This is a genomic window from Lachnospiraceae bacterium oral taxon 500, assembly GCA_002999035.1.
Classification (GTDB): Bacteria; Bacillota; Clostridia; order Lachnospirales; family Vallitaleaceae; genus W11650.
Genome location: CP027241.1, coordinates 2967291 through 2988134, shown reverse-complemented (window position 1 = coordinate 2988134; position 20844 = coordinate 2967291). Strand labels below are relative to the sequence as shown.

18 protein-coding genes are annotated in these 20844 nt (G+C 44.9%); 17 read left to right on the top strand and 1 reads right to left on the bottom strand.

The features are described 5' to 3' along the window. Nucleotides 1–5: 5 nt before the first annotated feature. The 15 genes from C3V36_13625 to C3V36_13555 all read left to right on the top strand — a co-directional run bounded on the left by C3V36_13625 (nt 6) and on the right by C3V36_13555 (nt 17799). A complete protein-coding gene (locus C3V36_13625) occupies nt 6–893 on the top strand; it encodes a sugar ABC transporter permease (protein ID AVM70197.1) in 888 nt (295 codons plus the stop codon). A 13-nt stretch (nt 894–906) separates the two neighbouring features. Next, on the top strand, nt 907–2088 hold the full coding sequence (locus C3V36_13620; GenBank protein AVM70196.1) for a hypothetical protein: 1182 nt from the start codon (nt 907–909) through the stop codon (nt 2086–2088). Beyond that, complete coding sequence (locus C3V36_13615; protein ID AVM70195.1) at nt 2051–3214, top strand: hypothetical protein; 1164 nt, start codon at nt 2051–2053, stop codon at nt 3212–3214. Before C3V36_13620 ends, C3V36_13615 begins: the two co-directional genes overlap by 38 nt. Before the next feature lie 602 nt (nt 3215–3816). After that, nucleotides 3817–4677, top strand: a complete 861-nt coding sequence (locus tag C3V36_13610) for a hypothetical protein (GenBank protein AVM70565.1) — start codon at nt 3817–3819, stop codon at nt 4675–4677. Between the two features lie 448 nt (nt 4678–5125). Continuing rightward, entirely contained in the window at nt 5126–6121 is a 996-nt protein-coding gene (locus tag C3V36_13605) for a hypothetical protein (protein AVM70194.1), read from the top strand. 244 nt (nt 6122–6365) lie between these two features. Next, a complete protein-coding gene (locus tag C3V36_13600) occupies nt 6366–7403 on the top strand; it encodes a tripartite tricarboxylate transporter substrate binding protein (GenBank protein ID AVM70564.1) in 1038 nt (345 codons plus the stop codon). 36 nt (nt 7404–7439) lie between these two features. Continuing rightward, nucleotides 7440–7883 (top strand): tripartite tricarboxylate transporter TctB family protein, encoded by a 444-nt coding sequence (locus C3V36_13595; protein AVM70193.1) that lies wholly within the window; start codon nt 7440–7442, stop codon nt 7881–7883. A 192-nt stretch (nt 7884–8075) separates the two neighbouring features. Next, nucleotides 8076–9581 (top strand): C4-dicarboxylate ABC transporter permease, encoded by a 1506-nt coding sequence (locus C3V36_13590; protein ID AVM70192.1) that lies wholly within the window; start codon nt 8076–8078, stop codon nt 9579–9581. Between the two features lie 680 nt (nt 9582–10261). Beyond that, entirely contained in the window at nt 10262–11038 is a 777-nt protein-coding gene (locus tag C3V36_13585) for a class I SAM-dependent methyltransferase (GenBank protein AVM70191.1), read from the top strand. Nucleotides 11039–11132: 94 nt separating this feature from the next. Continuing rightward, nucleotides 11133–11618: a hypothetical protein gene (locus C3V36_13580; protein ID AVM70190.1), complete on the top strand. Its 486-nt coding sequence runs from the start codon at nt 11133–11135 to the stop codon at nt 11616–11618. 2 nt (nt 11619–11620) lie between these two features. Further along, the gene (locus C3V36_13575) at nt 11621–11797 is read left to right on the top strand and encodes a 50S ribosomal protein L32 (GenBank protein ID AVM70189.1); all 177 of its coding nucleotides are present in this window, start codon (nt 11621–11623) and stop codon (nt 11795–11797) included. 411 nt (nt 11798–12208) lie between these two features. Continuing rightward, complete coding sequence (locus C3V36_13570) at nt 12209–13528, top strand: sugar-binding protein (protein ID AVM70188.1); 1320 nt, start codon at nt 12209–12211, stop codon at nt 13526–13528. 298 nt (nt 13529–13826) lie between these two features. Then, nucleotides 13827–15206, top strand: coding sequence for a sugar ABC transporter permease (locus C3V36_13565; GenBank protein ID AVM70187.1), 1380 nt, complete (start codon nt 13827–13829; stop codon nt 15204–15206). Continuing rightward, nucleotides 15203–16072, top strand: coding sequence for a sugar ABC transporter permease (locus tag C3V36_13560; GenBank protein ID AVM70186.1), 870 nt, complete (start codon nt 15203–15205; stop codon nt 16070–16072). The genes C3V36_13565 and C3V36_13560 overlap by 4 nt, the downstream gene beginning before the upstream one ends. Beyond that, nucleotides 16069–17799 carry an alpha amylase gene (locus tag C3V36_13555; GenBank protein ID AVM70185.1) on the top strand — a complete coding sequence of 577 codons (1731 nt, stop codon included), beginning with the start codon at nt 16069–16071 and terminating at the stop codon, nt 17797–17799. Before C3V36_13560 ends, C3V36_13555 begins: the two co-directional genes overlap by 4 nt. Here C3V36_13555 and C3V36_13550 read toward each other — a convergent pair. After that, nucleotides 17779–19086: an AAA family ATPase gene (locus tag C3V36_13550; GenBank protein ID AVM70184.1), complete on the bottom strand. Its 1308-nt coding sequence runs from the start codon at nt 19084–19086 to the stop codon at nt 17779–17781. The genes C3V36_13555 and C3V36_13550 overlap by 21 nt on opposite strands. A gap of 456 nt (nt 19087–19542) precedes the next feature. Here C3V36_13550 and C3V36_13545 point away from each other — a divergent pair, with 456 nt between their 5' ends. Both C3V36_13545 and C3V36_13540 read left to right on the top strand, forming a co-directional pair. After that, nucleotides 19543–20592, top strand: a complete 1050-nt coding sequence (locus C3V36_13545) for a phosphate acyltransferase PlsX (protein AVM70563.1) — start codon at nt 19543–19545, stop codon at nt 20590–20592. Beyond that, nucleotides 20558–20797, top strand: a complete 240-nt coding sequence (locus C3V36_13540; protein ID AVM70183.1) for an acyl carrier protein — start codon at nt 20558–20560, stop codon at nt 20795–20797. Before C3V36_13545 ends, C3V36_13540 begins: the two co-directional genes overlap by 35 nt. Nucleotides 20798–20844 lie beyond the last annotated feature (47 nt).

The window sequence follows — 20844 nt, the reverse complement described above, 5'->3', positions numbered from 1 at the left end:
ACAAAATGAAAAGAGGCTGGCTACATAATGACAAGACGTTTGACCGTCTGGTTACTATTTTGGTGGTGCTGATTCTAATTTCTATTTTTTATCCGCTGTACTTTGTGGTGATTGCTTCCATCAGTAATCCTGACTTAGTGTCGGCGGGAAAAGTCTGGTTTTGGCCGAAAGGACTTAGTTTTGAGGGGTATGAGTTTATTTTAAAAGACGTTCGGATTCTGCGCGGTTATTTAAATACGATTATATATACCGGCGGCGGTACGCTGCTGGCGCTGGTGCTGACGATTCCGGCCGGATATGCGCTGTCGCGGAAGGATTTGAAAGGCTCTAAATTGATTATGCTGTTTTTTGTCTTTACCATGTATTTCGGCGGCGGTTTGATTCCGATGTATTTGGTGGTCAAGCAATTGGGGCTGATTGATACGCGGGCGGTGCTGATTGTTTTAGGCTCGTTTTCGGTGTTTAATCTGATCATTACCCGCTCCTTCTACTTAAATACCATGCCGCGGGAATTGCAGGAAGCGGCTGAGGTCGACGGCTGCAATATTTTTCAGTATTTTTTCTATGTTGTCCTGCCGCTGTCCAAGTCGATTATTGCGGTCATTGGCCTATATTACGCGGTTAATCACTGGAATTCCTTTTTTAACGGCTTGATTTATATCAATAATGTTAAGCTTTATCCTTTACAACTGATTTTGCGCGATATTTTGATTTCCGGTCAAACCATTGATACTTCCATTACCGATTTGGAAATGATTAAGCGTCTGGAACAAATTTCCCGAACCATCAAATACGGTGTCATCATCGTATCTTCGCTGCCGGTGCTGATGCTTTATCCGCTGGTGCAAAAGCATTTCGTCAAGGGTGTGATGATCGGTTCAGTCAAATCGTAGGAGAAAAATTAAAATGAGAACAGAAAAGCAGCTGCTGGAGCCTTTTCAGCATATTGATAACAAAATAACAAGGATAACGCCTTATTTAAAAAATATTCAAACCGTCAGTCAGTTCAGCTTTGGTACATGGAACAGCCGCCAGCATATGATTCTGGCGATAGAAGCCGGGACGGAAACCGGTTTTGGGGAAAGCATTATCGCTACCAATCAGCCGGAGATAGATGTGCATATTTATCACAGTCAGTTGGCGGAGCTAATAGGCTGCGGTGTGTTTGCAGCCATTGAGGCGGTGCGGGCGCAAAGAGGCCGGTGGCCGGAGAAGCTGACGGAACTGCTGGAAATGGCTTTGCTTGATTTGGCGGGAAAATGCGCGCGGACAGCAACGGTTAAATTGTTGGCTCTGCCTCATCGGCAGCCGGTTTACGGTGTTTCGGTGATTTTAAGCCGGCAGCCGGAGGAAGTCCGGCAAAAAGCGCAGGCTGCCAAGGCCAACGGCCGGACACGCTTTTTGAAGCTGAAACTATTTGGTGAAGAAGATTTGGATTTGGAGCTGATTCGGACGGCACGTCAGGTTTGTCCGCGGGAGGAATGCTACTTAATCGGCGATGTCAACGGCGGCTACCGGGAGCCGGAGCAGGAAGTAAGCCTTGAGGAAATTGCCGCCTCTCTGAACCGGCTGTACGCGGCCGGTTTGGACGCCTGCGAAGACCCGGCCTATATCAGCAATCAGGACTGGGTACGCCTGCAAGAGCTCTGCGCCGGGCTATGCCTGATTCCGGATTATCCGCTGCGGCCGGCCAGAGAAGCAGTGCATACGCTGCTGCCGGGGATGGGCGGAATTTATAATATTCATCCGGCGGTCATGGGCTCGCTTCTGGATGCGGTGCTGTTAGCCGAAAGAATCCAAGACATCGGCGCTAAGGTGATGATTGGCGATGACAGTTTAGTTGGCCCTGCCGCCACGGTTTGGCAGCAGTTGGCGATGGGACTGGGAGCGGTTTGGGTGGAAGCGGTGGAAAAAGAGAGAGATTCCGATTTTTATTACCGGGCAGCGGGGGATCTGGCGACCGATAGCCGGTGCTTTCCGATTGCGTACAGCGAAAAACCGGGATTTGGCATTGAGATAAAAGAGTCTATCTTAAAGGAAGAAACAGACCATGATAGTATTACAGGATTTAAGCCAAAAGCTGATTAAAAACAGCAATCAGCGCCGTATTCTCAGCCTCGTCCGGCAGGCAAAGAAAACCACTAAGGCCGAGATTGCCAAATGCCTGAAGCTGAGTATTCCGACGGTGACGAGCAATATTACACTGCTGGAAGAAGCGGGATTTTTAAGGCAGTCGGAGGGAGCGGACTCCACCGGCGGCCGGCCACCGGCGGTAATTGAGTTTTTGGGCGATTCGTATTATTCGGTGGGGACGGAAATCAAATGGGAAAGTACAGACATTATCATTACGGATTTGAATTACTGCTGCGTTGCCCGTCAGGAATTGGCGGTTGGCTTAAAGGCGGGGATGGGCAGTGTAATTCAGGCGATGGAAGACTGGCTGGAGCGGAGCATTGCCGCTTTGCAGCTGCCGGCGGAGAAGATTTTGGGAGTTGGCTTTTCGCTGCATGGCATTGTCGATGAAGAAAGTCTGTGCATCAAGTTTCCCTTTGCCGACCGCTGGTTTGATTTTTCCCGATATAAAAACCGCTTAAAATGGCCGGTTTTTCTGGAAAATGAAGCCAATCTGGGAGCCAAGGCGGAACTGGAGATTGGGCTTGCTGCCAGAGAAGCGCATGACATTGTGTTTTTATCAATCAATCAGGGAGTCGGTGCCGGCGTGGTCATCAGTGATCATTTATATAAGGGGCGAAGCAGCGGTGCCGGTGAGTTTGGGCATACGGTGGTTCAAAATCAGGGGCGGCGCTGTCGGTGCGGGATGCTCGGCTGTTGGGAGGCATATGTTTCGGTGCCGGCTTTGGAAGAAAGTTATCCGGGCGGCCGGCGGCCGGCGGCGGAGATTTTTGAGAGTTATGAGCGCGGAGAAGCGGCGGCTGTGCGTCATGTGGATGAGTATATTCACTTTTTGGGGCTGGGGATTCGCAATATCATGCTGATTTTAGACCCGGATTATATTATTATCGGCGGCGAAATGAGTTTATATGCGCATTTGTTTCAGGACAAGCTGTCGTCGGTCTTGCAGGAATCGCTGCGGCCGATTCACCCGCTGCGTCATATTTTGCGGATATCCGGTCTGAAACAGGAGGCTTCGCTCTTGGGGGCGGCTATGCTGCCGCTGGAAAGCGTGTTTAATTTAAATAACCGGATTTTGTAGCTGCTGAGCAGTGAAAAGTTCTAAACTACTCGTCCTCGGGATTTGCTGTCAGTGAATCCCGAGGGTTTTCTTTCTCTATATATTGCTCTTTCGCATTGCTGGTGAATGTAAATGCTTCGTATTCGTACTGCTCGGTCATCGGAAAGTTATCGACAGTTTTGGACTACTAATGTTGCTGTCGACAAGAAATGTTGGACGAAATTTATTGTCCTTCGGTATAGACGGATTGCTCGCTGAGACCGAGTCCCGCACACACTGCTACTTTATTGGCAAGAAATGGGGATTGTGTGTGAGTTCGACTTCTTGATACAGACTGGTTGTTCACTGAAGCGAACTCCGCACATGTTTTTGGAATATCTAAATATATGCTGAATTGAGCACATGCTACGGATAGTTTTTTGAAAAATTTTCTTTTAAATTCCACAATTTGCGGACGACTTCTACTTTCTTTTTTGCTAAGATAGTTGTATCGAACAGAATATTTTAGTATAATGAAAGGAGGGAGTGTGGTGGGACATAAGAATAAAAAATATGGCACCAAAACAGCTGCCCGAAAGTTTGAAACTTGGAAAGAGATTGAAAGACGGAAAAACATTGACAATATGGGCTTTACCGTCCGCAATGATTATGCGTTTAAGAAACTGTTCGGGCGGTCGGAGAATAGGGATATTTTAGCGGAGTTTTTATCGCTGGTAACTGGTATGGCGCAGAAAGATTTTGAGGAAATCCGAATAGAAGACCCTTTGCTCTTGCCGCAGGTGCTGGATAAAAAAGCCGGTATTTTGGACTTAAAGCTGCGTTTAGCAGACGGCAGAAAAATCAATGTTGAGATCCAAAACTACTGGACGGATTTTTTCCCTCGACGCAGTCTATACTATTGGGCGGATATGTATGCGGGCGATTTGGAAAAAGGGGACAAATACGACCGACTGGAAAAATGCATCACAATTAACTTACTTAATGAAAGCTTTCCGTTTACGGATAAATGTCATTCCGTTTATAAATTGCTGGAAATAGAAGAATATACGGAATTAGATGAACTGTTGGAAATTCACTTTCTGGATTTGACCAAGATTTTTCCGTCCGGGTTAAAAGCAATGACGGAGGTAAGAGCAGAAGAACTGGGATTATTGGAGCGCTGGTTGATTTTTATTCAGACGAGTAACAAGGAGGTGCGGGCAGCAATGGCGAAGGGATCGGCAACTTTGGAAAAGGCGAATAGAGTTATGGAAGAATTTTATATGGATGGACAAGAGCGGATCAACTACAAGGCAGCATTAAAGTATGAGCGGGATTATTATTCCATGATGGCGTGGATGCGGGAAGAAGGAGAAAAAATCGGCGAACAACGTGGAGAGCAGCGTATGCTTCAAACCGCCCGCAATATGAAGGCGGACGGTATGCCGGTTTCTGACATTATGAAATATACCGGCCTGACTGCCGGGCAGATTGCCGAGTTGTAGTTTAGGCTTTCACTTAACCGATCCATATCGGCGTATTGGTAGCGGGAGTGCACACAAATAATTGATCTAAAAAGATTCGTTAAGGCTCCGGCTTTTGCCGGAGCTTTCGCATTCGATTAACTATTCCACCTAGGCAGAAATGCGCAGCATTTCGATCAGGGGAAAGTCGCGCTGGGAAAAATGTAATTCAACAAATTACTTATGTGGGCATTAAGATAACTATACTGGTCTGAACTGTAGATACGGAGAAGAGGAAAAAAGATGAAGTGATGAAAAGTTTCAAAAATGGCCGGAAACCATGAAAATAGCAATTGATAATCCGTTTTGCCATTGGAGCATCGGGAGTTGCGAGGTTGTTTGGCCATAAGGGGTATTTAAACGGGAGAACCGGCGAAGAGGTTTAGCAATTTTCATGGTGGGTATAGTAAAATGAAAGGCTGGTGGGAAAATGCAACAGAAAAAAGTTACGATTCGAGAGGTAGCTGCTTTGGCTGGTGTATCAATTAGTTCGGTATCGCGTTATCTGGCGGATTCTAAAAGTGTACAGCCATTGGCGGCATACAATATAAAAAATGCAATTAAAGAACTGCGATACGAGCCAAATATATTTGCACAAAATTTGAGGAGAGGAAAAACAAAAATCATTGGTATGGTTGTTCCGCATATGGAGTATTTTTTTGCTAGAGTTTGCCGGGTGACAAGTGATTACTTTTTTGAAAGGAAGTTTATTACTTTCATTTGCGAAAGTAATAATGATGGAGAAAAAGAAAAGGCTTATATACGGGAATTGCTTAGTCAAAAAGCCGCTGGGATCATTATTGCTCCCAGCGGACAAAATACTTCTTATTTGCAAAGTATTACGGCAGATTATAAAAGTATTGTGGCGATTGACCGGATAGAGGAAATCGGTTGTGATATTGTTTCGGAAAATCATTGGCTTAATTCTTATCGGCTAATAGACTGGCTGCTGAAAAATAAAATGGCAAGTCAAATTTTGCTTTTGTTTGGCTGGCAGGATAGCTTTAATACCAAGATGTGCATGGCTGGTTCAGATCAGGCATTAAAAGAAAATAGCGTGACAGAGGAGCGGGTTCGTAAAGTACAGACTGCACGCGAGGCCGAGGCGGTAGCAGTGGCTATTGATCGGCTGAAAGCGGATAGCAGGCCGGGGGAAAGAGCTTTAATTGTTGCTTTTGGTACGGATATTTTAGAATATGTTGTCATGGTATTACATGGAAAATATCAAGAGTGGATGAAGAATGTGGATATCGCTGGCTTCGCTCAAGCTGGAACAGCGGAGAAATTAGGGATTCCTTGTTCATTGGTAATAAAAAACCCAGAGGAGGTAGCGATTACCGCTTCTGAATTGCTGTATCATAAGATTATCGAGGATAAGGCGGCAACTTTTAAAAAATATGAAATAAAAGTCAATTATCAATTTTAAGGTATAAGTGTCAAAAATATGGAAAGCCGTATTATGGGCATTGAATATTTTTGTCATCTGCATTAAAGATAAAGAAGGGAAAGTGTTACTAAAGATGAAAACGTTATCACAATGACAGAAACTTTTTTTATTTAAAATAGATAATAAAAAGGAAAAAAGTCATAGAAAACCGACAAAAAGACGAAAAAACATTGACAATTCTTAAAAGACTTGCTAAAATTTGAAAATAGATGGGAAACAATCACTGAAAACGTTTTTAAGGAGGCAAAAAATGAAACGATTTACAGCACTTATGATGGCAGTTATTTTGTTAGTGATGGTGACGGCGTGTACAAGCGGTAAACAACCAACAAATGAAAGCAAGACTCCGGATAAGGAAAGTGCGGCAGTTTTTAAACCAAGCCAGAACTTTAATATTAGAGTTCCTTTTGCGGCAGGCGGAGCGGCTGACACGATCGCCAGAATCTTTGCCCAAGGGCTGCAAAAAACTTTTGAAAAATCAGCAGTCGTAAATAATCTTACTGGCGCTAATGGCGCGATTGCGGCGACGGATTTATTAAATGCCAAGACGGATGCGACGGAGTTGATGGTGGGCGGAATTGGTATGTTTACATTAGCGCCGCTGTTTAATAAAGAAGTGCAGCTTAAGATTGAAGATTTTCAATTTATTGCGTCCTTAGTATCGGAAGATATTATGCTTTTTGTTAATCCGCAAAAAACGGGGATTAAGGATTGGGAAGAACTAAAAAAATATGCAGAAAAGGAGAGGATTGTTTTTGGCTCTAACGCTCCAGGAGGTACAACACATCTTTTAGGCACAATGCTGTTTGGAGAAGCGGGAATTCAGGCAGAAGCAGTTACTTCTGACGGCAGCGCGAAAGATCTTTTGGCATTGGCCGGTGGTAATGTTGTCTGCGCTTTGGCTACTTCGTCTTTAGGTGCACAATATATCGGAGAAGGAGGACTTGTGCCGATTGTTGTTTTTTCGGAAGAGCCTTATACTGGATATGATGGGATTACAGTGCCAACAGCTAAGTCACTGGGTTATGATATTGTCTTTAAAACCTGCAATTTTATTATGACCAAAGCGGATGTAAACACTACCGATGCCCAAGCAATTTATCAGGCAATATTGGATTACAGTTCGACAGAGGAATTTAAAGAATTAGCCAAGAATGCTAATTATGTGCCGGTAATTGATAACGGGGAAAAGGTTAAAAAATTAATTCAGGGAGCGGCAGATATGTGTAAACAGGCTTATGAAAAATATTATGCAAAATAAAGCAACAAGGCACTGCGCTGAGAATGGGGGCAGGAAATGGAAATAAAATACCGATCGAACTTAACGGCCGGCATAGTCAGTATAGGCTTAGGAGTAGTGTGTTGGCTTATAATTCCTTACCAAATAGGCGAAGATTATGCGTTGACTTATGGGATTACTTCCAGGACAATACCGTACGCAGTTTCGATTTTATGGATTATATGCGGTGTGATATTGTTAATTCAAAGTTTGATTTTTAAACGAGAGGAAATAAAAACGCTGCAAATAAAAAAAGAATTAAAGGCAGGAGCCTATATTGCGGTTTTAGTTTTTTATGCCTTTTTGTTTCGAATCAATTTTTTGCTTTCTTCCATTTTTTTAGGAACTATTACCTTGGTTTTTACCGGAAGCAGAAAAAAGCTGTATTATGTGATTCTTATACTTGTGTCAATAGTCATATATTTGTTGTTTAAATATGTGCTGCATATTTCTATGCCTTGAAGGCAAAATTGATTTTTGATGTTTTCGCTGGGACGACAATATGTTTACACGATCAGGCTTTCTCGCTAGCTTGACCGGAAAGGTGTAATCTTTTGCCAGAAAACCTGATATGAGAAGAGCAGTGGATAGATATTTTTTCGGAGCAGGTGTAAAACTGTCAGAAATTAAAGATAAGAAAAAGGGAGAAAAATGATGTCAGATACGATCATAAGCGCGTTAGGGCAGCTTTTTACGATACAAAATTTAATATTTGCAAATATTGGAATTTTTATCGGTATTATTTTTGGCTCAATACCCGGCTTGAATGGGAATTTAGCGATTACAGTACTACTTCCCTTTACTTTTCAAATGGATACAATACCGGCGCTGCTGCTGTTGACAGCCATATTTTTTGGAGCAAACTTTGGCGGTTCAATTAGTTCTATTCTGATTAATACGCCGGGAACAAATGCGGCGGCGGCAACTTTAATTGACGGATATCCGATGTGCCGGAACGGGCAACCGCAAAAGGCGTTAGACATGGCGCTGATAGCGTCTACTGTTGGTGGTTTAATCAGTGCTTTGTGCTTGTTGTTTTTTTCTCCGCAGATTAGTAAAGTGGCGATTCGGTTTGGTTCGCCTGAGTATTTTGCGTTGGCAATCTTCGGATTATCAGTTATCGCTTCGGTTAGTGGGAAAAGCATTATTAAAGGTTTGATCAGTGGCGGTATGGGAATTCTTTTATCAACGATCGGACTTGATAGTGTTAGTGGTCTGGTTCGCTTTAGCTTTGGTAACTTGCGGCTGTACAATGGAGTAAAAATGTTGTCGGTATTGCTTGGTGTATATGCGATTGCCCAAATGATTGGCCGGATTAATCAAACAGAAGTGGCAGTTGCCTCTACGATGCAAGAAAAAAATAAAGAAGATCGAATTACAGTGGAAGATGTGAAAAAAACATTGCCGACAATGCTTAAATCTTCTTTGATTGGTGCTTTCATTGGTGCGGTGCCGGGAACCGGCGGAGCAATTGCTTCTTTTATTGCCTATAATGAGGCAGCTCGGTGTAAAAAAGCGGGGGATCGGTTTGGTCAAGGAGAGATTAAGGGCATAGCGGCACCAGAATCAGCAAATAACGGAGCAACCGCGGCGACTTTAATCCCGTTGCTGACTTTGGGGATCCCGGGAGATGTAGTGGCAGCTACGTTACTGGGAGCGTTTACTATGCATGGGTTGGTCGTGGGTCCAAAGCTGTTTGTGGATTCGGGGCCGGTAGTATATGCGGTTTTGATTGGCTGTGTAATTTCCCAAGTGATTATGTTTTTGCAGGGGAAATATTTGCTGAAGCTGTTTGTAAAAATAACGCATGTTCCACAAGATCTTTTAACGGCTGTTTTGGTAGTAATTTGTTGTGCCGGAGCATTTGCCATTAGTGGATCGGAAATGGATGTTTACATTATGTTGTTATTTGGAGGAATTGCCTACTTGATGCAGAAAGTTGATTTCCCGCCGGTACCGATTGTGCTGGGCATGGTATTGGGGCCGATTGCAGAGTCAAATCTCCGAAATGCCTTGGTTATGTCCGGAGGAAGCTGGTTCATTTTTATCCGGAGACCGATTTGTTTGGCATTTATTATTTTGACAATTGTGTTGATTGTTTTGTTGAAGAAGGGAGAAGCGAAGCAAAGAAAAATGGAAGAGAAGCTGCTACGATATTAAGTATGGGGATGACTTTTAATTTATTTCTAAGCGGATTGCACAACCAGCGGACTACTTCTGATTTCTTTTTTAGTCGCTAATCGAACTTCCAAAGTAAAAAGGGAAGGATAACTTAAAGTTATTCTTCCCTTTGACGGCTTGTATCCTTTTGTGATATCGCTTTTTACTCGCTTCGAGTTTGAAACATAAATACTTCTTCCGTTTTTAGCTCTCACTTCCCCTTGAAACGCTTTATTATGTTAACTATAGCCTGAATGTCGTCCGGCTCAAGGTTTCGGCATGTATCAAGTAAAACTTTTAAGTCCGGATTTTGATGTAGTTCCTGCGCCAAGTGTCGGGTTTCTGGATTGATGTAATAACGGTCGTCATCTTTGCTTTGGCTTTCTTTTTCCCACCCCATGAGATAAGCAGGGGAAACATTGTGCAATTAGGTCTAGACAAAACTTTTAAGAGGTGTTACTATAACCATATAATTCATTTCATGAAGGAATGACAAAGAAACGCTGAAAATAAGAGTCAGGTAAAAAAGGTCAAGAAGATCATAAAAACAAAGTTCAGAACGAATTTTGTATTTTATGGTCTTTTTTTGCGGCTTTGTATCGGCGCTGTCAGCGGATGAACCGGAAAATTAGCAAATGATTAGGCCGAGATAGATAGGGCAGCAGAAAGGAAATGAGCATATGAACACAGAAGCAGCAAAAAAATTATGGCAGTCAATGGCAGCCAGATTTTCTGAAATGGAGATTCCGACGGCGGCTGATGATTTTACTATGAAAATAATTACCGAAAATGAGATGTGCAGGCCGGGACAGCGGGTGCTGGACGTAGGCTGCGGCGCCGGCCGGTATGCGATTGCACTGGATAAGCTGGGCATGCAGGTAACAGCAACCGATTTTTCCGAGGAGATGATGGCAGCGGCGAAAAACTGTGCAGCCGCCCATCAGACAAAAAACATTACTTTTTCCTGCGATGATTGGCTGCACGTGGATATTCGGGAGAAAGGCTGGGAAAATCAATTTGATTTGGTGCTGTGCAATATGACGCCGGCCATTCGAGATGAAGACAGTCTTCAGAAAGCAATCGCCGCCTGTAAGGGATGGCTTATGATTACCAAGCCCTGCCGCCGCACCAATTCCATACAGGACGAATTGTTAAAACGCCTGAATTTGAAAAACAGTTTTGTCAATTCCGACCGGCAAATCAAGCTGGCATTTGACTTTTTGTGGCAAATGGGGAAAAACCCGCAAATGAGATGTGAAAAGGATAACTGGGAAAATGAGCGAACCTTGGCCGAAGCAATAAAATACTATTCTCTGTTTATTGAAAATAGCGAGGGCAGCTTGACGGACAGCCAAAAACAGCAAATGACCGAGTATTTAACCGAGGTTGCAGTGGATGGGATGATCATAGACAAGACCGATACGGTTTCTTATGCGCTTTATTGCCGGATGGTTTAGCCCCGAAATTCCCGCATGAAGTTTTGCTTGACAAAGAAAGCCGGAGTGAGTATAATAGCTTGTGATGTATTCAGTCAGCTAAGGAGACGATTCAATGAAGATTGATTTGAATGAATTGTTTTGCGAGCAGGATGATGTCCGTTTGGAGGAAGAGTTTGCCCCCAGAAGCATTGAAGTGGCCGGAACTTTTTATCAGATGACGCCGGAGCCGGTGCGGGCAGAGCTTGATTTTCACAAGGTAAACGAGCAGGAAATATTTTTACAGGGAAAGCTCGGGTTCGGGTGGAAACTGATTTGCGACCGCTGTATGGCGGACGTGGATAAACGGATGGATTTGAGCTTTGACCGGGAGATTTTATTGGCCGACGGTCATAGCTTGGATTTGGATGAATTGATTCGGGAAGAAGCAATTTTGAACTTTCCGCAGAAGGTACTGTGTCGGGAGGATTGTCTCGGCATCTGTGAGATTTGCGGGAAAAATAAAAATGAGAATGCCTGCGAATGTCAACGCACGGAGGCGGCCGATATTCGTTTCGCCGGACTGAAAGAACTATTTGAGAATAATTTTAAGGAGGTGTAGTCATGGCAGTACCAAAGGGAAAAGTATCGAGTGCAAGAAGAGATAAAAGACGGGCAAACTGGAAGCTGGCAGTGCCGAATTTGTCGGTTTGCAGTAAATGCGGCGAGCCAGTTCTGGCGCACAGAGCCTGCAAAAACTGCGGCACTTACAAAAATAAAGCGGTAGTTGAAGTGAAATAAGGTGAAAAAATCACCAAAATCAAGAGAAGGAAATACCCTGAGTTTTAAACTTTAGGGTATTTTTTTGTTTGCTTAACGTCCGCAGGAGTGCTTCGGCTCAAGTGCGATTCCCTCTTGGCTTTGCCGAATGGTGAAAGAGTAGCTTTTTTATGAAAAATGGAGGCCGGGCAAAAATATCATAAATGCACTACTGCAGCGATGTAATTTTATGCATATAGCAGATATAAATATAAATTTTCCTAAGAAAAGTATAAAAAACCATAAAAATTATGTGACAAAATTGGCATAAGATATTGACATTCTTTTGGCAAAAGTGTATACTAAGGAGGTACTATAGAAACAGACTCTGGTAAAAGAGTCCGGCTTTTTCAAGAGAAAAGCATATCAAAAGAAAAGGAGATAATAAAAAACATGAAGAAAGTACTTTCGTTTGTACTGGCATTGCTGATGGTGGTGTCACTGGCAGCCTGCGGCGGCCAAACGGCACAAGAGGAGAAGAAGGCCGACAACACTAAGAACGAAACCAATCAAAATACCGAGGCCGGAAAAGAGAATACCGGTTCCGGAACGAAGGACGTAGCCTTAAAGGTCTGGGCTCCGCAGGAAGATCAGGCCAAGAGAGAAGGCTATGACAAAGGACTGCTGGTATATCTGTGCGAGAAGTTTAATGAGGAGCATCCGGAATGGAACATTACCTTTGAGTACGGTGTTTGCGGCGAGGATGTGGCCAAGGACGAAGTAACCAAGGACTTGGAGAAGGCAGCAGATGTATTTATGTATGCCAACGACCAGCTTCCTTTCCTGGTAGACAGCGGTGCGCTGGCAGAACTGGGCGGCGCCAATTTAGAAAAAGTGAAATCCATGAACTCCGAGTCGATGATAAACAGCGTTACCTATAAGGACGGGGTTTACGGCGTACCGTATTCTTACAACGGCTGGTTCATGTTCTACGACAAGAGCAAGTTCACCGAAGACGAAGTGAAAGATTTGGATGTGATGTTAGCCAAGGATTTGGGCGAGGGTACGACCAATGTTATATTCCAGCTGGGCAACAGCTGGTATCTGCCGGCCTTTTACTATGGCGTAGGCGGAACCATGTTCGGCCCCAACGGAACCGACGGAACGGCAGGCTGTGACTTTAATGATGAAAAAGGTTTGGCAGTTACCAATTATCTGATTGATTTAGTTAATAATCCGAAGTTTGCTAATCAGAGCAACCAGGAGCAGGGCAAAGCTATTTCTGCTTTTGAAGCCGGTAAACTCGGCGCTTTCTTTACCGGTTCGTGGGATAGAGAAAACATTGAAAAGGCCTTGGGTGAAAACTTTGCTGCGGCGCAGTGCCCGGATTTTAAAGCCGGCGACCACAAGGGAACGATGAAATCCTTTGCCGGTTCTAAGGTAGTGGGTGTTAATTCGACCAGCAAAAATATGGATGTAGCCGTAGCATTGGCTATTTATTTGGGCAGTCAGGAAGCTCAGGCGCTTCGCTATCAAACCCGCGGCGTGGTACCGTTGGATTCGACCGGTATTGACGATGTAATGCTGAAAGCAATTACCGATACCGTCAACAATACTTCCGTTGCCCAGCCGCTGGTAACGGAAATGAGCAACTGGTGGACACCGGCAGAGAGTTTCGGCACAGCGATTGTTTCCGGTGAAGTCAATAAAGACAACGCCAAGGAAAGATTGAACAGCTTTATTAACAATGTGAACAGTGGCTCAGGTTTATAATCCTTAAAAGTCCAAAGGGATTAGACCCCAAATTATAATTCAGGGAAGCAGCCGGAATAAGGTGGTATGCTTTGCTGGCCTGAATTGTAATTGAATAAGGAGTATAAATGGAAAAACTTCACTGGTGTAAGCTGGTGAAGTTTTTCTTAACAGCATGTATGATGACAGCAGTGTGGAAAGCGTGAAATTCCGATGCAGAGCTTTTTGGTCAAAGGATGTATCAGCTTTTGCCCGGCTGCATCATAGGATAAAAAAGTTGAGGGCGTAAACGCGGTTTGCATTATGAGGAGGTATTTGCATGCAGGGCAAAAAGGATTACAAACTGACATGGGGAGTGGTACCGATCCGGCTCGCGCTGACAGAGGGGGATATTTTTACAAAATTGACCGCTCTGATCATGGGCTTGGGCAATTTTGCCAGAAAGCAATGGCTGCAGGGACTTTTGTTTCTGGCGGCGGAGATTGCTTTTATCGGCTATATGGCGACGTTTGGTGTGCAGTCGCTGGTTAATTTTACTACTTTGGGAACACAGACGCAGACCAAGGTATTTAATGAAGCAACACAATTATTTGAGTATCAGGCCGGTGATAACTCCCTGCTCTTTCTGCTCTATGGAGTGGCTACCTTCTTTGTGATTGCGGGTTTTGTCATCGTCTGGAAAGCGGCGCTGCGTTCGGCTTATATGGGGCAGGAAAGAGTCCAGGACGGCAAGCAGCCGGCTGCTTTTGAAGCGACGGTGCGGGGACTGTTTGATCAGAATTTGCATAAAGGGCTGCTCTTTTTCCCAATTATGGGCATTGTTGTTTTTATGCTGCTGCCCTTGGTGTTTATGATTCTGATGGCCTTTACTAACTATGACCGGGATCATTTGCCGCCGGGGAATTTGTTTACCTGGGTCGGCTTTGTTAATTTCGGCCGGATTTTAAATGCCGGCGGTGATTTGGCCAGTACCTTTTGGCCGATTCTGGGCTGGACGGTAGTCTGGGCGGTTTTTGCCACTTTCTTAAATTATTTGCTCGGAATGATGCTGGCGCTGATTATCAACCGCAAAGGCACCAAGCTGAAAAAAATGTGGCGTTTTATCTTTGCGCTGACGATTGCGATTCCCCAGTTTGTTTCGCTTCTGGTGGTCAATACCATGATTCAGGAACACGGTGTCTTTAACCTGATGCTGAGAGAACTGTTCGGGGCGGGGCCGGTGCCGTTTTTAACCAATGTGACAATTGCCCGGATTACAGTTATTGTCATCAATCTGTGGGTCGGAATTCCCTTTACCATTATTCAGATTACCGGTATTTTACAAAATATTCCGGCTGAGCTTTATGAAGCCGCAAAAATTGACGGAGCAGGTCCGGCGGTTACTTTCTTTCAGATTACGCTGCCCTACATGCTGTTTGTGACAACGCCCTATTTGATTCAAACCTTTATCGGCAATATCAATAACTTTAACGTTATTTTCCTCCTGACCGGCGGATTACCGGCGGCGGCAACCTACTATAAGGGGACGGCCGGCAAGACGGATCTGTTGATTACCTGGTTATATAAGCTGACAATTGACAACAAGGATTACAATATCGGTTCGGTCATCGGTATCTTGGTCTTTATCATCATGGCCAGCACGTCGTTACTGGCATATCGCAGTACCGGTTCGTATAAGAATGAGGAGGAATTTCTATGAGAGAAAAGCAAGGCTCTGCCAAAACCAAACAGAGAATTACCGATGCGGTGGTGCATATCTTTTTAACATTATTGTCGATTGTTTGGCTTTTTCCGGTGTTCTGGATTGTGCTTTTGTCCTTCCGGGTGCAAAAGGGACAGTATATCGACTCGTTTTGGCCAAGCGCCTATACCTTGGCCAATTACCAAAAGCTGTTTTTTGAAACCGATGTTTTCAATTTTCCCAGATGGTTTGTCAACACGCTGATTGTGTCGGTGTTTTCCTGTCTGGTATCAACCTTTTTTGTGCTGGCGGTGTCCTACGGTATGTCGCGCCTGCGCTTTAAGCTGCGGCGGCCGTTTTTGAACATCGCACTGGTACTGGGAATGTTCCCGGGATTTTTCTCGATGATAGCGGTTTACTATATTTTAAAAGCGCTTGGACTGACGGAAGGGCCGCGGATTTACTTGGCCTTGGTGATGGCATATTCCGGAACGGCCGGCTTGGGCTTTTACATTTCCAAGGGATTTTTTGATACGATTCCCAAAGCGCTGGATGAAGCGGCGATGATTGACGGTGCCACCAAATGGCAAATCTTTACCAAAGTGACGATTCCGCTGTCTAAACCGATTGTGGTGTATACACTGCTCAGTGCTTTTATGGCGCCGTGGCTGGATTTCGTTTTTGCCAAGGTCATTATCGGGCCGAGTCAGGACTACTACACGGTAGCGGTTGGACTTTATACCATGCTGACCAAGGAAAATATCATCAACTGGTATGCGCCCTTTGCGGCTGGTGCGGTTTGTATCTCCATTCCGATTGCCGCCTTGTTCCTTTATCTGCAAAGCTTTTATGCCGAAGGCATGTCGGGGGCGGTTAAGGGATGATGAAAAAGCAAGTGATAATTGGCTTGCTCTTAATACTGCTTACTGCCTGTCAGCCTGCGAATCCGCAGGCTGATGCTGTAAACGGGGAAAAGAGCGGCACAGAAAATGCGGAAAATTTAGAGAAAACGGAAACTGCGAAAACGGAAGTACCGTCAGGGAAAGAGGCCAAAACTAAACTCCCCGTGATTGGTGCGGAAAAAACCATGTCGATTCAAGAAGTGGAGGACGACTATCGGAATTATTATGAAGTTTTTGTTGCTTCTTTTTATGACAGTGACGGCGACGGAAGCGGTGATTTAAACGGTGTGCGGGAAAAACTCGACTATATCGCCGATATGGGATTTACCGGAATTTGGCTGATGCCGGTGCATCCGTCGGATACTTATCATAAATATGACGTCAAGGATTATTACGGGATTGATCCGGCTTACGGCAGTATGGCTGATATGGAAGCTCTGCTCGCTGCCTGTCAGGAACGGAATATTGCCTTGATTCTGGATCTGGTTGTCAATCACACGGCGGATGATCACCCTTGGTTTACGGCGGCAGCGGAATATTTGCGAGGGCTCTCGCCTGAGGCGGAGCCGAATCCGGCGGATTGTCCCTATGTGAATTATTATACTTTTACGAAAGATGCTGCCAGGGGAAAATCCTATCACCCTCTTTCCGGCTCGGACTGGTATTACGAGGGGGTGTTTTGGGGAGAAATGCCGGATTTAGCGCTGGATCAGCCGGAAGTCAGGGCCGAGATTGAAAAAATCATGGATTTTTGGCTGGAAAAAGGTGTTTCCGGATTTCGACTGGATGCGGTGAAAGAATATTTCAGCGGCCGGACGCAAAAAAATATTGAGTTTTTAACCTGGCTGGAACAAACCGCGCAGAGCAAAAAGGCGGATGTGTATCTGGTTGGTGAGGCTTGGTCGGATTTGTCGGAGATTGCTGAATACTACGCCAGCGGTTTGCCGTCGTTTTTCAACTTTGCTCTGGCGACCGGTGAGGGGAAAATTGCGCAGGTGCTAAACCGCAAGGCTAAGGCCGATCGGCATACTGCCAAATCTTTTGCGGAGGCGATGGCAAAGCTGGAACAGAGTTTTGCTCCGAAAAATCCGAACTATCGGGATGCTTTATTTATTGCCAATCATGATAATGTTCGGGCGGCCAATTATTTTAAGGGTGATGTCGCCAAAATGAAAGCGGCGGCTGGAATGTACCTGACCATGACCGGCGTCAGTTTTACCTACTATGGCGAGGAGATTGGACTGATTAGCCAAGGAACCAAGGATGAAAATAAGCGGACGGCCATGCTCTGGGATGAAACCGGCCGCGGCCTGACGCGAAATCCGGCGGACGCCGACAGCTTTGAGCAGACGGCAGCACCGGTTAGCGTACAGGAGCAGGATGGCGAGTCGCTTCTTCGCTATTATCAAAAAGCCCTGCATTTAAGGCAAGAACTGCCGGCGATTGCCCGCGGCAAAGTCAAAGTGCTGGCGGCCTATTCGGATCAGGACGTTGCCTGCGTGGAAAAAACATGGCAGGAGCAGACGCTGATACTGGTGTATAATCTTTCGGCCGAAGCCAAAACCATTGATTTTTCAGCGGAAAATTGGCAGGACAAAACGCTGCTTGGCTTTTTAACGGTGAAAGCGGAGGAAATGCCAGTTTGGCAGGAGCAAAAGCTGATGCTGCCGGCCTACGGCATTGCGGTTTTAGGAGTCGGCAGCCGGTAAAAGCCGGTGCAGCTTCGGCACCAGATAAAGGGGAATATTCCAAATTTGGCCGCTGCGTTGATAGCCCATTTGCGATAAGCGGACGGCAACCGGCGGTTGGCGGTGTTTGACATAGTTTTTAAAGCTGGCGGCAGATTTTTGCTCGCCGGCTTTTACTTCGAGCGGAATAATAAGCTCATTATGCTGCAAGAGAAAATCAATCTCTCCTTGTTTGGTGTGAAAATAACGAGGGCGGACTGGGAATTGTCCGGTTAATTGCTGCAGCACATAGTTTTCGGTTAATTGTCCTTTAAACTGATAAGCAGAGTTCAGCAAAAGAAAAGAATTGTTTAGTCCGGCCATTTGCTTGAGCAAAGCGGTATCAAACAGAAAAAGCTTAAAATGCTCAAGCTGTTCAAAGGCGGCCAGAGGATGTTCCGGTTTGGAAACATTGCAAATTCGATTGACCATACCGGCAGAAACCAGCCATTCGATAGCTTCTTCAAATTCTCTGGCTCTGGCACCTGGGCGCAGACTGCCATAAATAAATTTTTCGTTTGGCTTGGCTAATTGCGAAACAATACTCCGGAAAACAAGCAGCAAGCGTCCGCTGTTAATTTTACCGTTATGTTTGGCAAAATCGTTTTCATAAACAGCCAGCAAATCTTTTTGAACCTGACTGACTTTTTGATAATCTTTAGTGGTCAGCCAAGTATTGATAGCTTCCGGCATACCGCCAATAATTAAATAATATTGATATGCTTCCAATAATTTTTGATGAAAAACCTGCTCAATGACGGTGTCTTTTTCGATTCCGGCGTAGTATTGAAAAAGCACAGGATTGGCAGCTGCTAAAAATTCATCAAAATACATAGGGTACAGTTCCAATAAGTTGACCATGCCGACAGGATAAGACTTTGGCTGTGCCAACAGGGCGCCAAGCAAACTTCCGGCGGAAATAATATGGTATTCCGGTGCTCTTTCTTTGAAATATTTCAGAGCGTTTAAGGCAGAAGAACATTCTTGAATTTCATCAAAAATAATCAAAGTTTCCTGCGGCCGAACTTTTTTTCCGGTCAAAAGGCCGAGCAGTTCAATCAAACGAAAGGGGTCTTTGTTTGTTTCAAAAATAGAAAAAAGACCGGGGCCTTCGTCAAAATTGAAATAGGCAAAATCCCGGTAATACCGTTTTCCAAATTCCAACATCAGCCATGTTTTTCCGGTTTGGCGTGCGCCTTTAAGAATGAGTGGTTTGCGGTGTGGGTCTTGTTTCCAGCGGATTAAATCCTGAAAAATATTTCGTTCCAAAATTAACCTCCTTTAGCTAGCGGTGGAGTGGTAAAGAACGATTTTATCATATCACAATTCAATCCTTATTACAAGGTTGTTTTCACGTTTTTCCTAAAAAACAAAATTGAATTTACACATTTTTCCGCATTTTCGAGAGGCATTTTACACATTTTTTCGCACTTTTTGAAAATAAAATTCCACATTTTACCATTTATAGTCTATCAATAAAAACAAAAAAAGTATTGCTTTTTTGAAAAAAAGATTGTATAGTAAATGGGTCAACTTTCCTACGCTGGGAAGAACGGGTGATTTGCTTGAACTGTAATATATTTGATTGGCAGTGCGCAGAAAAACCACGTGCGTGGCAGGAGCAGAGAGTGCTTTGAGAGAGAAAGATGACCGATGATATCAGGAAAACGGCGCTGGATTGCCGTATCCCAAAAGCAGCGTTTGCAGGGGGTGAAAATGAGTAAAATAAGGATTGCGATTGATGCCATGGGCGGCGACTTAGGGCCGCAGGCGGTAATGGCAGCGGCGACAGCAGCGCTGCAGGAAAGGGCGGATTTGGAACTGACGGTCTTTGGCCGGGAGAACGAGATTCAGGCGGCTCTGGCCGGTAAAAGTTATGATGCCGGGCGACTGCATATCGTGGCGGCGGCTGAAGTTATCTCCAATAATGAATCACCGACGGCAGCCATTCGCAGCAAAAAGGAATCCTCGCTGGTTAAGGCGCTTTATTTTGTCAAAGAGGGCAAAGCCGATGCCTTGATTTCGGCGGGCAGTACCGGCGCGGTTCTAACCGGCGGCACGCTGATTATCGGTCGAATCAAAGGGATTAAAAGACCAGCACTGGCTATCTTTTTTCCTACCAAAAAAGACCCGATTTTGCTTTTGGATATCGGTGCCAATGTGGATTCCAAGCCGGAATATCTGCATCAGTTTGCTATCTTGGGCAAGGCTTATTATCAGGGGACTTTTTCCAAAGCCAATGTGCGGGTGGGTCTGATCAATAACGGCGCGGAGGAGCATAAAGGTTCGCAGCTGACCAAAGAAGCTTATCAGCTTCTGGCGGCCGATAAAACATTGGGCTTTGTCGGCAATATTGAAGCGAGGGAGATTCATTCCGGCGATTATGACGTGGCGGTTTGCGACGGTTTTGTCGGAAATATGATTTTAAAATACGCCGAGGGACTGTCCGGTATGATTTTTTCGGGAATGAAAGCGGCAGTGATGAGTGGTGTACTCAGTAAGCTGGGCGGTTTATTGATTAAGAAGCCGTTAAAAAAAATGGCGGCGGATTTTGATTATAAAAAATACGGCGGAGCGCCGCTCTTAGGTTTAGAAGCTTTGGTTGTCAAGGCACACGGCAGTTCGGACGCGGTTGCGTTTAAAAGCGCGATTGACCAGTGCAGCCGTTTCTGGGAAGCGGATATTACCGGCCGGATTAAAAGATTATTGCAGGAAGAAAAGGACGTTAAAGGAGGACAAGATGGACGAACGGAAGTTACTGGAGATTATTGCTGAGTTTACCAATTATGATGCTGACCAGCTGGAACCGGATATGCACTTTGTGGATGATTTGGGGATTGATTCGCTGGACTTGGCGCAAATCATTCTCAGTGCCGAATCGGAGTTCGATGTTGAACTGGAAGAAGAAGTGGCAGACGGGATTGAAACGGTCGGCGATGCAATTGAGCTTTTAAAAGCAAAATTAGAAGAACAGGAATAAGCGAAAAGGCAAGAGATGAGAGGATCCCTTGCCTTCCTTCTCTTTCG

Coding starts and splice junctions, on each gene's coding strand:
- C3V36_13585 (AVM70191.1), top strand. CDS start 10,262: ATGAACACAGAAGCAGCAAAAAAATTATGGCAGTCAATGGCAGCCAGA.
- C3V36_13560 (AVM70186.1), top strand. CDS start 15,203: ATGAGAGAAAAGCAAGGCTCTGCCAAAACCAAACAGAGAATTACCGAT.
- C3V36_13555 (AVM70185.1), top strand. CDS start 16,069: ATGATGAAAAAGCAAGTGATAATTGGCTTGCTCTTAATACTGCTTACT.
- C3V36_13620 (AVM70196.1), top strand. CDS start 907: ATGAGAACAGAAAAGCAGCTGCTGGAGCCTTTTCAGCATATTGATAAC.
- C3V36_13605 (AVM70194.1), top strand. CDS start 5,126: ATGCAACAGAAAAAAGTTACGATTCGAGAGGTAGCTGCTTTGGCTGGT.
- C3V36_13540 (AVM70183.1), top strand. CDS start 20,558: ATGGACGAACGGAAGTTACTGGAGATTATTGCTGAGTTTACCAATTAT.
- C3V36_13575 (AVM70189.1), top strand. CDS start 11,621: ATGGCAGTACCAAAGGGAAAAGTATCGAGTGCAAGAAGAGATAAAAGA.
- C3V36_13595 (AVM70193.1), top strand. CDS start 7,440: ATGGAAATAAAATACCGATCGAACTTAACGGCCGGCATAGTCAGTATA.
- C3V36_13615 (AVM70195.1), top strand. CDS start 2,051: ATGATAGTATTACAGGATTTAAGCCAAAAGCTGATTAAAAACAGCAAT.
- C3V36_13625 (AVM70197.1), top strand. CDS start 6: ATGAAAAGAGGCTGGCTACATAATGACAAGACGTTTGACCGTCTGGTT.
- C3V36_13570 (AVM70188.1), top strand. CDS start 12,209: ATGAAGAAAGTACTTTCGTTTGTACTGGCATTGCTGATGGTGGTGTCA.
- C3V36_13610 (AVM70565.1), top strand. CDS start 3,817: ATGGGCTTTACCGTCCGCAATGATTATGCGTTTAAGAAACTGTTCGGG.
- C3V36_13565 (AVM70187.1), top strand. CDS start 13,827: ATGCAGGGCAAAAAGGATTACAAACTGACATGGGGAGTGGTACCGATC.
- C3V36_13580 (AVM70190.1), top strand. CDS start 11,133: ATGAAGATTGATTTGAATGAATTGTTTTGCGAGCAGGATGATGTCCGT.
- C3V36_13590 (AVM70192.1), top strand. CDS start 8,076: ATGTCAGATACGATCATAAGCGCGTTAGGGCAGCTTTTTACGATACAA.